This is a genomic window from Gordonia sp. LMA167 (assembly GCF_058130025.1).
This window is the reverse complement of sequence record NZ_CM176708.1, coordinates 854,800-868,720: the sequence shown is the minus strand read 5'-3', so window position 1 is coordinate 868,720 and position 13,921 is coordinate 854,800. Positions and strand designations below refer to the sequence as shown.

Genomic DNA, 13,921 nt, shown 5'->3' with positions numbered 1-13,921 from the left:
CCAGACCACCACTTGCCCCAATCAGAGAAGGTCACGCATGACTGACACCACGCTGCCCCCGGCCGGGGGAGAGGGCGACCGCATCGAACCGGTCGATCTCGGCCAGGAGATGCAGAACAGCTACATCGACTACGCCATGAGCGTGATCGTGGGCCGTGCGCTGCCCGAGGTCCGCGACGGCCTCAAGCCGGTGCACCGCCGACTGCTCTACGCGTCCTACGACGCCGGTTTCCGCCCGGACCGCAGCTACGTCAAATCCGCGAAACCCGTTGCGGAGACGATGGGTAACTATCACCCGCACGGTGACAGCGCGATCTACGACGCGCTGGTGCGCCTCGCGCAGCCGTGGTCGATGCGCTACCCGCTCATCGACGGCCAGGGCAACTTCGGTTCCCGCGGCAACGACGGCGCGGCCGCCATGCGTTACACCGAGGCGCGTCTGACGCCGCTGGCGATGGAGATGCTGCGTGACATCGACGAGGAGACAGTCGATTTCACGCCCAACTACGACGGCAAGACCAACGAGCCGACGGTGCTGCCGTCGCGGATCCCCAATCTGCTGATCAACGGTTCCGGCGGTATCGCCGTCGGTATGGCCACCAACATCCCGCCGCACAACCTGAATGAGGTTGCCGACGCGGTGTTCTGGGCGCTCGAGAACCACGACGCCGACGACGAGACCACCCTCGCGGCGTGTATGGAGTGCGTGAAGGGTCCCGACTTCCCGACCGCCGGTCTGATCGTCGGCAGTCAGGGCATCCGGGATGCCTACACCACCGGCCGCGGCAGCATCCGTATGCGCAGCGTCGTCGACATCGAAGAGAACAAGGGCACAACGACTCTCGTCGTCACCGAGTTGCCCTATCAGGTCAACCCGGACAACCTGATCCAGTCGATCGCCGAACAGGTGAACGAGGGAAAGCTCAAGGGCATCAGCCGGATCGAGGATCAGTCGTCGGACCGTGCGGGTATGCGCATCGTCGTGACCCTGCGCCGCGACGCCGTCGCCAAGGTCGTGCTCAACAACCTCTACAAGCACAGCCAGCTGCAGACCAGCTTCGGCGCCAACATGCTCTCCATCGTCGACGGTGTCCCGCGCACCCTGCGCCTGGATCAGATGATCCGGCTGTATGTGGCCCATCAGATCGACGTCATCGTGCGGCGCACCCGCTACCGGTTGCGCAAGGCCGAGGAGCGCGCCCACATCCTCCGCGGTCTGGTCAAGGCGCTCGACGCGCTCGACGAGGTCATCGCGCTGATTCGTGCGTCGGCCAACACCGAGGCCGCGCGCAACGGGTTGATCGATCTGCTCGACATCGACGAGATCCAGGCCGACGCCATCCTGGCGATGCAGCTGCGCCGGCTGTCGGCGTTGGAGCGCCAGAAGATCATCGACGAGTTGGCGGAGATCGAACGCGAGATCGCCGACCTGCAGGACATCCTCGACAAGCCGGAACGGCAGCGCAACATCGTCCGCGACGAATTGAAGGTGGTCGTCGACAAGTACGGCGACGAGCGGCGCACCAAGATCATCGCGGCCGACGGCGACGTCGCCGACGAGGATCTCATCGCCCGTGAAGAGGTCGTCGTCACGATCACCGAGACCGGCTACGCCAAGCGGACCCGGTCGGACCTCTATCGCAGCCAGCGTCGCGGCGGCAAGGGGGTGCAGGGTGCCGGTCTCAAGCAGGACGACATCGTCAAGCACTTCTTCGTCAGCTCGACCCACGACTGGATTCTGTTCTTCACCACCAAGGGTCGCGTCTACCGGGCGAAGGCGTACGAGCTGCCGGAGGCCAACCGGACCGCACGTGGCCAGCACGTCGCCAACCTGCTGGCATTCCAGCCGGAGGAGCGGATCGCCCAGGTCATCCAGCTGAAGACCTACGAAGATGCGCCGTATCTGGTCCTCGCCACCCGCAACGGTCTGGTCAAGAAGTCCAAGCTCGTGGACTTCGACTCGAACCGGTCCGGCGGCATCGCCGCGATCAACCTCCGCGGTGAGGATGAACTCGTCGGCGCACAGCTGTGCAGCGCCGACGACGACCTGCTGCTGGTGTCGCAGAAGGGTCAGTCGATCCGCTTCCACGCCGACGACGAGGCGCTGCGTCCGATGGGCCGGCAGACCTCGGGTGTCCAGGGCATGCGCTTCAACGGGGACGACGAGTTGCTCTCCCTCAACGTCGTCCGCGAGGGCACATATCTGTTGGTCGCCACCTCGGGCGGCTACGCCAAGCGCACGGGCATGGACGACTATCCGGTCCAGGGTCGTGGCGGCAAGGGTGTCTTGACCATCCAGCACGACCGCCGTCGTGGTGAGCTGATCGGCGCGCTGATCGTGGACGACGACTCCGAGCTCTACGCCATCACCTCCGGTGGCGGCGTCATCCGGACCGGTGCCAAGCAGGTCCGCAAGGCCGGCCGTCAGACCAAGGGTGTGCGCCTGATGAACCTCGATGCGGATACCACCGTCATCGCGATCGCGCGCAACGCGGACGAACCGGACGAGGAGCAGAGCTGATCGGCGGGTTCCGGCATTGGTGACCCGGCTCGGCGACCGCTAGCGGTTAGTGTGGGGCATAAGAACACCGAATGAGGGATTGCCAGTGAGCTCACCGAACACACCGGACGACAAGAAGCCCACGAATGGGGACTCCGGTCCGCATGCGGCCTCCGGTCCGGGGCAGCAGGGGACTGCTCCGGGTGGCCTGGTGCCACCGTGGCAGCGCGGTCCGAACGGTACCGGCACAGGTCACGGACCCGGCGGGTCGGGCGGGTCGGGTCAGCCGGGAGAAGGACAGAACGGCACGTCTCGGCATCAGGGTCCGCCGCCGCGGGGGATCGTGACGGCCGCGGCCAGCATGTCCGGGCAGCAGGCGCCGATCACGAAACTGGACGATCCGCGTGATGGTGATGAATCGCGCGGCGGCGACTCGTGGGGCACCACGACCACGACGACCACCACCGGCGAGTCGGGCAAGTTCGTGGAGTCGCCGACGCGTCACATCGACCGTGACGATCTGCCGGCCGAGAAGCTGCCGAACCTCGACGCGATCCACCATGTCAACGAGCAGACAGCGCGGCAGCCCGCTGCTGCGCAGACGCCTCGGTCGGCGCCCGCCGAGATCGGGTCGCGGCCGTTGCGTGCCGCCGTGCAGCTGCGGCGGATCGATCCGTGGGCGACCTTCAAGGTCGCGGCGGTGCTGTCGGTGGCGGGATTCCTGATCTGGATGATCTCGGTCGCCGTGCTGTACCTCGTGCTCGACGGCATGGGTGTCTGGGATCAGGTCAACAGCTCGTTCGGCACCCTGGTGACCGCTGACGGCTCCACGAGCGAGGGCGACATCATCGGCGCCGGATCCGTGTTCGGCTGGGCGGCGCTGCTGGGTGCGATCAACGCGATCCTGCTGACCGCGCTCGCAACCATCGGTGCCTACATCTACAACCTCTGTGCCGACCTCGTGGGCGGCGCCGAGGTGACCCTCGCCGACCTCGACTGAGGTCTGCACCGGGTGGACCCGGGGCGTCGGACGCTGCCAACGCCGGACGAGCGGTCCGGTGTTGCCTGAGCCGTGCCATGGTGGTCGAGTAGCCGTGAGGCGCTAGCCGAGCGGTTTATCGAGACCACTGCACCGGGCCCAACTACACCCCTCCGACCAGCCGTTTTGGTTGTTCGGCCTCCGGTCGGGTAATCTCACACCTCGGTTCAAGGGCCTATAGCTCAGGCGGTTAGAGCGCTTCGCTGATAACGAAGAGGTCGGAGGTTCAAGTCCTCCTAGGCCCACTGCGAGAGGTGTGTTGCACACCCGATTCGCACCCAGTTCGGTCACTTATCTGACCGAGTCGGGGCCTTAGCTCAGTTGGTAGAGCGCCGCCTTTGCAAGGCGGATGTCAGGAGTTCGAATCTCCTAGGCTCCACCACCCACCCGTACCAGCGTCCACCTCACGGCGAACGACCCACCTCACCGCAAGTGAAGTGGGTCGCCACGGATCCGATGATCGCCTCCAGAATCGCCTACCGATCTCCTAGCTGTAGAGCAACGGCCGATGCAGGTCGAGGTAGACGACGTCGTCGCCCATCAGTCGCATTTCCTCCTCGTACAGAGACCGCAGGTCGTCGGGAATATCCAGCTTCTCGTGATCACGAGCCTCCGACTCGGAGGTGAAGTAGACCGCCTCGACGAATTCGTCCCCGCTCCCGCTGCACAACGTTCCGCCGATTATCTCGGGGCGGACTTCGTGCAAACGGTCGCCGGCTTGATCGAGCATTTCACGCATGCGGCCGATGTCGCGTGTGTGGCCCTCCATGATCTGGACGAACCCGGCATCGTCAGAGCCGCCGCCCATCCACTCGGTCACGTCCGGACAATCCATGAACGTGACTTCACCGTCGAAGCATTTCTCTGTCTCCGACCACCACGCACCCTGCTCCGGGCGCTCACTGTTGCGTCGTGCCGCGTCCTCGGACTCGAAGCGGGCCAGTGCGACGAAGGTGCCGTCGTCGCACGTTCCCGCGGTGGTTCCGAGGTAGCCGGTGGCACCCGGCCTCAGATCCCGATCCCAGCGATCAAGGCATTGCCGGAGCCCGTCCTGGTCGGAAACCTTTCCCTGAATGAGTTGGATGAACATTATGTGCCTCCTTGCGGATCACCCGCAGTGAGATCAATGGTGGTGGCCGACCCGTCGCAGGTCTCCGTCGTGAAGCGACGGCCCGTGGCCGCAGCCACTCCGTGATCAATCGTGCTCCGCGCGGCGAGGGGTGGCAAGGTCTGCACACAGTCGTCCCTTGCCAGGATCGGCACGCGTCGTCTGGGTGGAAGAAACCTCGTCGGCGATGACGCCGCCGCGCCGCGGCTTGTCATCCATCGGGATGAATGTGACCAGACCTGACCGTGCTGACCAGGGAAGCTCCGCGATCCCGATGTGCTTCCGTAAAGCGTTTTCGATAACCTGCTGCCAGCATTGTCGGGGGTGCAGTACAGGGGAGTGCTGCGAGTCGGGGGGTGAGAACCATGGCATCTGGCTGGTTCGACGACGTTCCCGCATGGCCTGTCTCCGAACAGACACCGGCGAGCGAGCTGGCACGGGCGCTCGTGACCGCCGGATTGGTGGGTGCGGTCCCGAGTCGCGGCAGCCATTCGCCGGAGCCGTCATGGGGAGACTCCACTCCGACCGCGTCGATTCCCGTCGTTACGGATCCGGAGGTATCTGAGCGGATCCCCGCTCCGACCGAGGACGCCCCGCATCCACCCGACGCAGCCCGTGAGGGTGCCCGCGATCCCTTCGAGCAGATGCTCGTACGAGCCGTCCCTCCGAAGCGCGGCAGCGGTCCGCCGCGCTTGTGGAAAGACCATCGCAGACCGATCCTCGGGGCCGCGGTCGCGGTGATTGTGCTGACAGTGGCGGCCGCAGTCACTGCGACGCAAGTCGGCGGCGGCGACTCTGCGCGGGAGACCACCACCCAGGCTGCAGGACCCACGTCGGCGACCATCTCGTCGACCCCGGCAGACGCCTGCTCGGCGATGGTCGATGGCGCAGTCACCACGGGCCACGGGCGGGGCGATCAGAAGTCGGGCGCCGGCGCGATTCTCGCCTTCAATTACGCCTATTACGTCGAGCGCTCCGCCGCCGCAGCGCGTTCCGTTGCGGCGCCCAATGCTGTCGCCACCGCGTCGGTTATGCAGCAGTACATCAACCAGCGGGCCCCCGGCACCGAACACTGCCTCTCGATCACCGACCTGGGGAAGGGAACCTATTCGGTGGTACTCACCGAGATCCCGCCCGGGCCCGATGCGGAGACGATCGTGTACCGCCAGCAGATCAAGACCATCGAATCGCGCGGCAAGTTCTGGATCGCCGCGATCACGTCCGAAGAGTAGCCACGGCCGACAGACCGGCTGCGTGCACGCAGCGACAATTTCATGTCCACGTGACCTGCACTGAGGTCACATCTGAAGGGGAGAGCAGTACATCATGAGTCAGCGGGGGACACGGAAACGTGTTGGCGGAGAGGGGCAGCGGCGCACGCCGCTGTTGATGACGGTCACATCGGCGGCGTTGGCAGCGTCGATAGCGGCAGGAATGGGAGCCGGCCTGGCCCAGGCGGCGCCGGAACAGGGCGGAACCAGTCCGAGCGACACGGCACCACAGCAGGGTGGCACGACGCCCGGCCAGACCGCGCCGGAGCAGGGTGGCACGACCCCGACACCCGAAGTGGCCCCCGTGGCAGTTCCCGGGCCCGGTTCGCTGCCCGCGCCGCCGCAGGAAGCGCCGTATCAGCCGTACGTCGAGCCGAGCACGTACGAGGCCCCGACCTACGACGACGCCTATGACCCGGTTCCCGAGCAGCCGCTGACCGTGCCGAAACCGACGGCGCCGGTGCGCCCGATCGCGCCTCCGCCCGAGAAGATTCGTGTGGGCAATTTCATCACCGACATCCCGAAGGGCATGTCCGAGAGGGACGTCAACTCCCTTAACGCCTGGTCGGCGTACGGCGAGGCGAAGATCGCCCAAGGGCTGATCTCGGTGGGCGTGCCCGCCGATGAGGCGTCGCGGCAGGCGGCGTCGACGATCATCGGTGTCATGACGGGTGGCACCGCCGGAGCGGTGACGTTGGGGATTCCGGCGGCGGTCGTGGGGGCGGCCGGTGGGGCGGTGATCGGTGCGGGAGTCGGCGCTGTTGCCGGAGGCATCTACAACGCGGTCGTCTTCCCCTATCTCATCTTTCCGACGGGAGGCGGGATCATTGGCCTCGGCGCTGCTGCCGGTGCCGGCATCGGCCTGGCAACCGGAGCGGCCATAGGGGCTGTCGGCGTCGGCGCGGCCGGTGCAACCGTGGGGGCCGCGATCGGCGGAACGGCCGGCGGCGCTCTTGCTTACGCGCTCGGTGCCGGCGACCCAGGTGCGAATCCGGCCGAGCCCTGGAAGCAACGGGATCCGAAAGCCCCCAAGGCCAGGCCCCTGCCCAACCCCGGCGCCAACCAGTTCGAGTTGAAGCTCTCGCCCGAGGATGCGCAAAACGCCGGGCTGCCGGCGGTCGACTATGTGGTCAACGCTCGCGGCGATGTTCACGCATCGGTTGCCGGGATGCACGTGAACTGGTCGGTGGAACAGGCCATGGCGCCGTACGGACTGTTGGGTGCAGGTGCGCGCGGCGCAGAGAACTCGGCACGGCAGGGCACCAAGCAACGCTCCACGCAGGCGCAGAGTGCGATCCCGGGGCTTCACGTCGCATGGCCACAGGAGAGCGCGCCGGCGCACTGATGGGTTGAATCGGGTCGCCCTACACTGACTGTGGCCCGGACGTCTGGGCCACAGTCAGCCAAGGTCGTGATACGACCCGACCGAGACAGAGTTCGAGAGTGACGATGAGCGAGGATGCCCAGGGACCAGGGGGCGCGATTACGCCGCCGGACACCGCCGAGCGCAGTGTGGTGGTCTGCGGCACGGCAGGTGGCGTGGGCACATCGGTGGTGTCCGCGCTACTGGCCGAATATCGCGCGGGCACCACGCTCGGCGGAACGTCGTGGTGGGTCGACGCTGCCGGTAACGACGGTGACCTCCATCAGCGACTGCGGGCGACCGGTGACGAAGCGCTGCTGCGGACCGAGCTCGGCACAGGGCTCTTGCCGGCTCCCGATGCCTCCATCACCGATGTGGTGCTGCACAGTTGGCGCTTTGGTTCGGTCCCGGTGGTCGATGCCGGCGCCCGTCCGCTGACCGTGCTGCCGGAGTTGTGTTCGCCCGAGTTGAACAGCGTGACACCGGTTCTGGTCGTTGGGCCGCGTCCCGATCTGCTCAATCGATCCCGCGAGGTGTTCAGCGAGTGGGAGGCGGCAGGGGTGCTCAGCCGCACGGTGATGGTCATCTGTTGCCAGGTGCCGACTTTGAATCACCAGGCCCTGACGCAGATGCTCATCGATGTGGTGGCGGGTCGCGTTGCCGGTGTCGTCGGCCTCGAGTACGAGCCGGTGCTCGGAGAGGGAACTGCGTTGGATCGGGATGCGCAGCAGAGGTTTGCGGCTACGACCTGGACCTCCCTGGGAGAACTGGGATCATCGACAAGGGAGAGGGAGCATCGGCACTAGCCTGGTACCCCGGTCATGGGATGACCAGATAGTTCGCAGAGAAGTACGACAGACCGCTGCCGATGAAACTCAATGCGTGTAGGCCAGATCCGGGATACATGGTCAGGTGGACTGCCTTCCCTCCGTGAGGTCCGGCAGTGACCAGAGCCGATGGGCCTTGGTAAAACGAGTCGAAGTCAACGCCGCTGCGTATCCGAATCCTGCAAACCGGATTCCGTTGCCACCCCGGACCTGTACCCACGAACGAGCGCGGGCTCAGTGTGATGAATGCCTTGCCCCGCTGCTGACGGTCGACCTTGATCCCGACGTGGACAGGACCTCGACATCCGCTGTTGCCACCTACAGCCCAAACATCTTGGGAGTACTGGCTTATCCGCGGTGCCTCGTACGGTCGCCCCTGCGCCGCGCCCACATCGACAAGTGAAACAGACAGCACCGCAGCAGAAGCCGCGATCAACACCACGAAACGTCGGAACACGCGGGGCCTTTCGGATCGGTTGTCGGCACAGAACGCCTGATCTGTGTCATCGTAGCCAACCACACTCGAACTGCCGCAACCGCATCGGGCAGTGTCATTCATTCGAAGGACACGAGCAGGCTGCGCTCAGGAACCCTGTCCAGCGATCCAGAAATACGTCACCAACGCGAGCACGAAGACCACGATGTACAACCAGCCGATCCAGATGGCCACGCGCGCAAAGGGTTCACCGAGCTCGCGCGTGCGTGCGATGGCTGAGCGCGCGCGGTAGCCGAGAAAAAGGCCGATGGGGGCGGTGATACCCAGGATGGACAGCACCAGGGCCCAGATCGCCATGCGGTTCGTGCCCCGCGACCGAGCGGTGCGGGAGGGCCGGGCGGCCTCGGTGCGGGTCCGCGTGGGCACGGGCTCCTCCGGAACGTCTTTGTCGGGGTTGGTGTTCGAGTAGGCCAGCGTGCGACTCGACTCGCCGCCGTCGCGGGTGGGCGTCGAGGAGTCGACCGACGTGAGACCGTCGGCCTCCTCGTGAAACGGCGGGGGCCGGTTGACAGTGGTGTCGGCGTCCGAGCGGGGCTCGTGGGGGACACGGGTCGTCGGCTCGGCGACATCCGGACCCTGGGGCAACGCGGTGACACGGGTCGGGGTTGCGCTGGGCGACAGCCCGCGCGGAGAGCCGCCGGGTCGCGGCCCGCCGGCCTGAGGTGGTCCGGCCTGCGGAGGTGGACCTGATTGTGGGGACTGGTGCGGTGCACCGGGCTGCGGCGGGCGGGCGCCCCCCGGCGGCGGTGGGCGGCGTCCCGGAGGAGGTCGGTAACCGGGGGGAGGAGGGCCGCCCCGACGGGGTGGTGCGTTGTGGCCGCCGGGTCCCGAGGTGTTCCACGGGGGCACGCCACCAGCAGTCGGCCGACCACCACCCGGTGGCGGCCCACCGGTGGGCATCGGCGGTGGGCCGCCGGGTCCGCGTGGCGGAGGTTGCGTGCGCGAGGGCGGGGGACCACCGGGTGGTGCCACCCCCGGTTGCGGAGGCCGTCCACTCGACCGGGGCTGCGGAGGAGGGGTCGGGCGTGCGGGACCGGAGCCAGACGATGGTGCCTGAGCACCCGGTGCGGTCACAGGAGCCGTCGGACGACGCTCCCATGGTGCCGACACCGGAGTGCCGGCCGTCGCGCCACCATCATCGCCGGTCCCATCCCGGGACCCACCGGGATCGGTGGGAGGACGTGAGGTGTCGTCGGAGGTCACTGTTCCAAACTACCGTTGTCGATGCATGGTCCGCGCAGCTACCGATGCGTGCACGGTCACGAAGCGGCAAGAAGCGAGGTCAAACTACTGGGTGGATGCCGGGTCGTCACCCGCGCGAGCGAGCTCCTCGACCCGCGGGACCGTCGCGGAGATCGGCGGGGGTTCGCGCCGGGAACGCCGGACGACGGCCACGGTGATCGCCGTCGCGAACAGCGAGGCCAGGACCGAGACTGCGGCCCACACGTACTTGTTCGACATGCCACCAGCGTGCCAGCATCCGTCGCGCACTGTCACCCCGGGCGCGTGGGACGTGGCGCACAGCACCTGACAACACCGCGTTGTTCGCTGAGGGCCGATCCCCCACCACAGGAGAAGTGGTTGGATGGAAGGCGTGACTACTCAGAAGCAGACCGCGACTCTCAAGACCAATCGCGGCGACATCGTTGTCGAACTCTTCCCGAACCACGCCCCCAAGACCGTGGCCAACTTCGTCGGCCTCGCGGACGGCTCCAAGGAGTACAAGCAGCCGAACGCTTCCGGCGGCAACAGTGGCCCGTTCTACGACGGCTCGGTGTTCCACCGCGTCATCGAGGGCTTCATGATCCAGGGTGGCGACCCGACCGGCACCGGCCGCGGCGGACCCGGCTATCAGTTCGCCGACGAGTTCCACCCTGAACTGCAGTTCGACCGCCCGTACCTGCTCGCGATGGCCAACGCAGGCCCGGGCACCAACGGTTCGCAGTTCTTCATCACCGTCGGCCCGACGCCGCATCTGAACCGTCGCCACACCATCTTCGGAGAGGTCAGCGACCCGGCGTCGCAGCAGATCGTCGATGCGATCGCCACGACCTCCACCGACAGGGCGGATCGTCCGCTCGACGAGGTGATCATCGAGAAGATCGAAATCAGCTGACCGGCCCGCAACATCCCGGTCCGCAGTACACCGCCGGCCCGCCGGCGGTGTGCTTTCGGCATCCCGACAGACCGACCGGGCTGGCGTGTAGCCGGTGTGGCCGGCCCGCGTGTCCCGAGTGTCTGCGTCCGGCCGCGGTCGGGCAGCACTGTGTGGCCTGCCTGAGCAACGACGGGGTGCAGCGATCCACTGTCGCCCCGACCTACGGGGACCGCGGGATCCGACCGATGGTGGCCACACCGATGGTCGCCGCGCGCCCCTATGCCACCTACGGCCTGATCGCGGTGAACGTCGTGATCTTCGCGATCTGTGCACTGCAGGCCCGTGGCTTCGACATGCTCCGGTCGCCGTTGTTCGTCGACTGGGCGTTGGTGAAGCCCTGGGTCGCCGACGGCGAGTACTGGCGCCTGTTCACCGCCGGTTTTCTGCACTTCTCGGTCACCCACATCGCGGTCAACATGATCTCGCTGTACATCCTCGGCCGCGACCTCGAGATCGCCATCGGTATCCCGCGCTACCTGGGCGTGTACTTCACCGCACTGCTCGGCGGCAGCGCGGCGGTCATGGCCCTCGGTTCCGGCACGGCGATCAATGCCGGTGCTTCCGGAGCGATCTACGGCTTGATGGGAGCGGTCCTCGTCGTCGTCCTGAAGGCGCGTGTCTCCCCGGCCCCGGTGATCTCGATCATCGTGCTCAACATCGTGCTGTCGGTGACCATCCCGGGCATCTCGCTGCTCGCGCATCTCGGCGGCCTCGTGTTCGGCGCCGCGGCGACCGCAGGAATCATCTTCGGGCCGCAATGGGTGCTCTCCCCGCAACGCCGTTCGGCGTCCGCCGCCGCCCGGGTGGGGTGGATCTCGATCGGTGTGCTGATCGTGTTGGCGGTGGCTATCGGCGTCGGCGTCGGACTGTCCGCGGACAGCCACGTCCTCGTCGGCTGAGCGGCACCGCAGCCGCTCGCCGACTCCACCGCTACCTGCGCTGATCCTCGACGACGAACCCGGCGCGCCGCAGGTCGTCGGCGACCGAGTCGAGGTCGGTGCCGAGGTCCCAGCGACTGAACACCATCAGACGTGTGTCTTCGCGTAACCCGTCCGCCGGCGGGGTCGTCGGTGCGCCGGGGCGCAGGAAGTCGAACTCGAGCTGACCCGTGCGACGCCCGATGCGTCGGAAATCCAGCAGCCGGATCCGCTCGATCCGATCACGCGGATAGGTGTGCGTACCGCCGAGCGTGCGGACCTCGACCGCCGGCCGGCCGCCCACAGCGGTCACGGCGAGACGTGGGCGAACCGTCAGGGCATAACCGGAGAATCCCAACAGCAGCAGACCCGCGGCGCCCATGAGGACCAGACCTACCCGGTCCGACGCGGTCACCGCTGCGCCGACCAGCAGGATCAGACCGCCGACGCCGAGTGCCAGACCGGCCGTGCGCGACGTCGACCACGCGAGTGTGGACAGATCAGCAGAGTTATCCACAGGACTTACTCACAATGGGGATGACTTACACACATGTGATTTCCACAGTGTGGATGAATTACACACATGTGAGTCGAGGGTGTTCGGCCTGGTCGGAGACAGGCCGCCGACGTCAGCGCCACCTCATGGTCATCAACAAGCCGGCCACCATCAGGGCGAACCCGATCAAGAAGTTCCACGGACCGAGGGCGTACATCCAGTGCAATGGCTTGCCCTCGGCACCCAACGCCGACGGCGTCGCGACCAGGTAGAACACGATCAGCCAGGCAAGCCCGAGCAGCATCAGGCCGAGCATGATCCAGACGTAGATGTTGCTCGAGGGCCCGGCCTTCACCTTCACCGGCGTCCGGCTCGCCGGATTGATGGTGTAGTCGGTCTTCTTCCGGACTTTTGACTTCGGCATGACTTCCTCTGTAGTGCTGAACAGCCTCGGGCTGTCGGTCAGGCGCGACGGTACCGGTCCACACTCGTGTACACGACGGTCCGTCGCTCGCAAGTACTATCTGTCCACGGTATCTCACCAGGTCGCCGTCCCGGCAATGTCGCATCCTCTGCTCGGGCGCCGAACGAAAACCGCTCGACCCGGCCACCTGCGGCCAAGGTAGCCTGACTGGGTGATCCAGCCGTCTGCGCACGAGGAATCCGGGTCCGGCCGCATCCTCGTCATCGACAACTACGACAGCTTCGTCTACAACCTGGTCCAGTACCTCGGCCAGCTCGGAGTCGAGGCCGTCGTGTGGCGCAACGACGATCCGCAACTGGCCGACCCGACCGCCGCCGCCGAGGGCTTCGACGGTGTGCTGCTGAGCCCGGGTCCCGGAACCCCCCAGCGCGCCGGAGCCACCATCCCCATGGTCGGAGTCGCGCGGGACACCGGTCTGCCGCTGCTCGGCGTATGCCTGGGCCATCAAGCGATCGGTGCGGCGTTCGGCGGTACCGTCGATCGGGCCCCCGAGTTGCTACACGGCAAGACGTCGCAGGTCATCCACGACGGTGTCGGAGTGCTCGCCGGACTGCCCAACCCGTTCACCGCCACCCGCTATCACTCACTGACGGTGCTTCCCGAGACCATCCCCGACGAACTCATGGTGACCGGCCGCACCGAGTCGGGCATCGTGATGGCGATGGCCCACCGCGAGCTGCCGATTCACGGCGTGCAGTTCCATCCGGAGAGCGTCCTGACCCAGGGTGGCCATCGCATGCTCGCCAACTGGTTGGCCGTGTGCGGCATCGATATCCCCGAGTCCCGGGTGGAGGTTCTCGAGACCGAGATGGCCGCGGCGATCGGCTGAGCTGATCGTCGGCCCTTCGTGACACTCGGCTGGCGCCTCGTTCCTCAGGGACCGGGGTTGGGTTGCTGATCCGCTAACGCTGCGGATCAGGGGCTGATCCTGATTCGAGGGAAACCCAGCACTTGCTTCCTGAGCGGAGGGGCCTGCGAGGACGCGTCCCCAACACGGTCCGTGAGGAGCCTCCGAGCTTGCGAGGATGCGTCGCCAACGTCCGGTCCCTGAGGAGCCTCCGAGCTTGCGAGGACGCGTCACGAAGGGCCCTTCGTGACACTCGGCTGGCGCCTCGTTCCTCAGGGACCGGGGTTGGGTTGGTTGCTGGTTGCCCTGCGGACCAGGGACCTGGGACCGGGGTTGGGGTTGGTTGCTGGTTGCCCGCGGGCCGGTGACCGGGGTCGGGTTGTTGATCCGGTGCCGCGGCGGATCAGGGGCTTGG

At 66.8% G+C, this 13,921-nt stretch carries 14 protein-coding genes and 2 tRNA genes; 10 read left to right on the top strand and 6 right to left on the bottom strand.

All coding sequences use genetic code 11. The features are described from left to right. The first annotated feature begins 37 nt into the window (after nt 1-37). The 4 genes from gyrA to ACVT6V_RS03910 all read left to right on the top strand — a co-directional run bounded on the left by gyrA (nt 38) and on the right by ACVT6V_RS03910 (nt 3,921). A complete protein-coding gene (gene gyrA / locus ACVT6V_RS03925; RefSeq protein ID WP_489898506.1) occupies nt 38-2,521 on the top strand; it encodes a DNA gyrase subunit A in 2,484 nt (827 codons plus the stop codon). Between the two features lie 85 nt (nt 2,522-2,606). Next, on the top strand, nt 2,607-3,500 hold the full coding sequence (locus ACVT6V_RS03920; RefSeq protein ID WP_489898505.1) for a DUF3566 domain-containing protein: 894 nt from the start codon (nt 2,607-2,609) through the stop codon (nt 3,498-3,500). A 210-nt stretch (nt 3,501-3,710) separates the two neighbouring features. Further along, nucleotides 3,711-3,784, top strand: a tRNA-Ile gene (locus ACVT6V_RS03915). Between the two features lie 61 nt (nt 3,785-3,845). Next, nucleotides 3,846-3,921, top strand: a tRNA-Ala gene (locus ACVT6V_RS03910). Between the two features lie 105 nt (nt 3,922-4,026). On the opposite strand, the gene ACVT6V_RS03905 is transcribed toward ACVT6V_RS03910, so the two are convergent. Both ACVT6V_RS03905 and ACVT6V_RS03900 read right to left on the bottom strand, forming a co-directional pair. Then, nucleotides 4,027-4,629: a hypothetical protein gene (locus tag ACVT6V_RS03905; RefSeq protein ID WP_489898504.1), complete on the bottom strand. Its 603-nt coding sequence runs from the start codon at nt 4,627-4,629 to the stop codon at nt 4,027-4,029. A gap of 105 nt (nt 4,630-4,734) precedes the next feature. Further along, nucleotides 4,735-4,866, bottom strand: a complete 132-nt coding sequence (locus tag ACVT6V_RS03900; RefSeq protein WP_489898503.1) for a hypothetical protein — start codon at nt 4,864-4,866, stop codon at nt 4,735-4,737. A 146-nt stretch (nt 4,867-5,012) separates the two neighbouring features. On the opposite strand from ACVT6V_RS03900, the gene ACVT6V_RS03895 reads away from it, so the two are divergent. The 3 genes from ACVT6V_RS03895 to ACVT6V_RS03885 all read left to right on the top strand — a co-directional run bounded on the left by ACVT6V_RS03895 (nt 5,013) and on the right by ACVT6V_RS03885 (nt 8,087). After that, nucleotides 5,013-5,879 carry a DUF8176 domain-containing protein gene (locus ACVT6V_RS03895; protein ID WP_489898502.1) on the top strand — a complete coding sequence of 289 codons (867 nt, stop codon included), beginning with the start codon at nt 5,013-5,015 and terminating at the stop codon, nt 5,877-5,879. A 157-nt stretch (nt 5,880-6,036) separates the two neighbouring features. Next, nucleotides 6,037-7,263 (top strand): hypothetical protein, encoded by a 1,227-nt coding sequence (locus ACVT6V_RS03890; protein ID WP_489898500.1) that lies wholly within the window; start codon nt 6,037-6,039, stop codon nt 7,261-7,263. Between the two features lie 104 nt (nt 7,264-7,367). Next, a complete protein-coding gene (locus ACVT6V_RS03885) occupies nt 7,368-8,087 on the top strand; it encodes a hypothetical protein (RefSeq protein ID WP_489900697.1) in 720 nt (239 codons plus the stop codon). Between the two features lie 604 nt (nt 8,088-8,691). On the opposite strand, the gene ACVT6V_RS03880 is transcribed toward ACVT6V_RS03885, so the two are convergent. Together ACVT6V_RS03880 and ACVT6V_RS03875 are read right to left on the bottom strand one after the other, a co-directional pair. Further along, on the bottom strand, nt 8,692-9,189 hold the full coding sequence (locus ACVT6V_RS03880) for a DUF4190 domain-containing protein (RefSeq protein WP_489898499.1): 498 nt from the start codon (nt 9,187-9,189) through the stop codon (nt 8,692-8,694). A 702-nt stretch (nt 9,190-9,891) separates the two neighbouring features. Then, on the bottom strand, nt 9,892-10,065 hold the full coding sequence (locus ACVT6V_RS03875; protein WP_489898498.1) for a hypothetical protein: 174 nt from the start codon (nt 10,063-10,065) through the stop codon (nt 9,892-9,894). Nucleotides 10,066-10,189: 124 nt separating this feature from the next. Here ACVT6V_RS03875 and ACVT6V_RS03870 point away from each other — a divergent pair, with 124 nt between their 5' ends. Both ACVT6V_RS03870 and ACVT6V_RS03865 read left to right on the top strand, forming a co-directional pair. After that, on the top strand, nt 10,190-10,720 hold the full coding sequence (locus ACVT6V_RS03870) for a peptidylprolyl isomerase (protein ID WP_489898497.1): 531 nt from the start codon (nt 10,190-10,192) through the stop codon (nt 10,718-10,720). Beyond that, nucleotides 10,717-11,661, top strand: coding sequence for a rhomboid family intramembrane serine protease (locus tag ACVT6V_RS03865; RefSeq protein ID WP_489900696.1), 945 nt, complete (start codon nt 10,717-10,719; stop codon nt 11,659-11,661). Before ACVT6V_RS03870 ends, ACVT6V_RS03865 begins: the two co-directional genes overlap by 4 nt. A gap of 31 nt (nt 11,662-11,692) precedes the next feature. Here the strand turns inward: ACVT6V_RS03865 and ACVT6V_RS03860 are convergent, their stop codons facing one another. Together ACVT6V_RS03860 and crgA are read right to left on the bottom strand one after the other, a co-directional pair. Beyond that, the gene (locus ACVT6V_RS03860; protein ID WP_489898496.1) at nt 11,693-12,196 is read right to left on the bottom strand and encodes a PH domain-containing protein; all 504 of its coding nucleotides are present in this window, start codon (nt 12,194-12,196) and stop codon (nt 11,693-11,695) included. A 112-nt stretch (nt 12,197-12,308) separates the two neighbouring features. Further along, complete coding sequence (gene crgA / locus ACVT6V_RS03855) at nt 12,309-12,599, bottom strand: cell division protein CrgA (RefSeq protein ID WP_489898494.1); 291 nt, start codon at nt 12,597-12,599, stop codon at nt 12,309-12,311. Between the two features lie 211 nt (nt 12,600-12,810). On the opposite strand from crgA, the gene ACVT6V_RS03850 reads away from it, so the two are divergent. Continuing rightward, nucleotides 12,811-13,488, top strand: coding sequence for an aminodeoxychorismate/anthranilate synthase component II (locus ACVT6V_RS03850; protein WP_489898493.1), 678 nt, complete (start codon nt 12,811-12,813; stop codon nt 13,486-13,488). Nucleotides 13,489-13,921 lie beyond the last annotated feature (433 nt).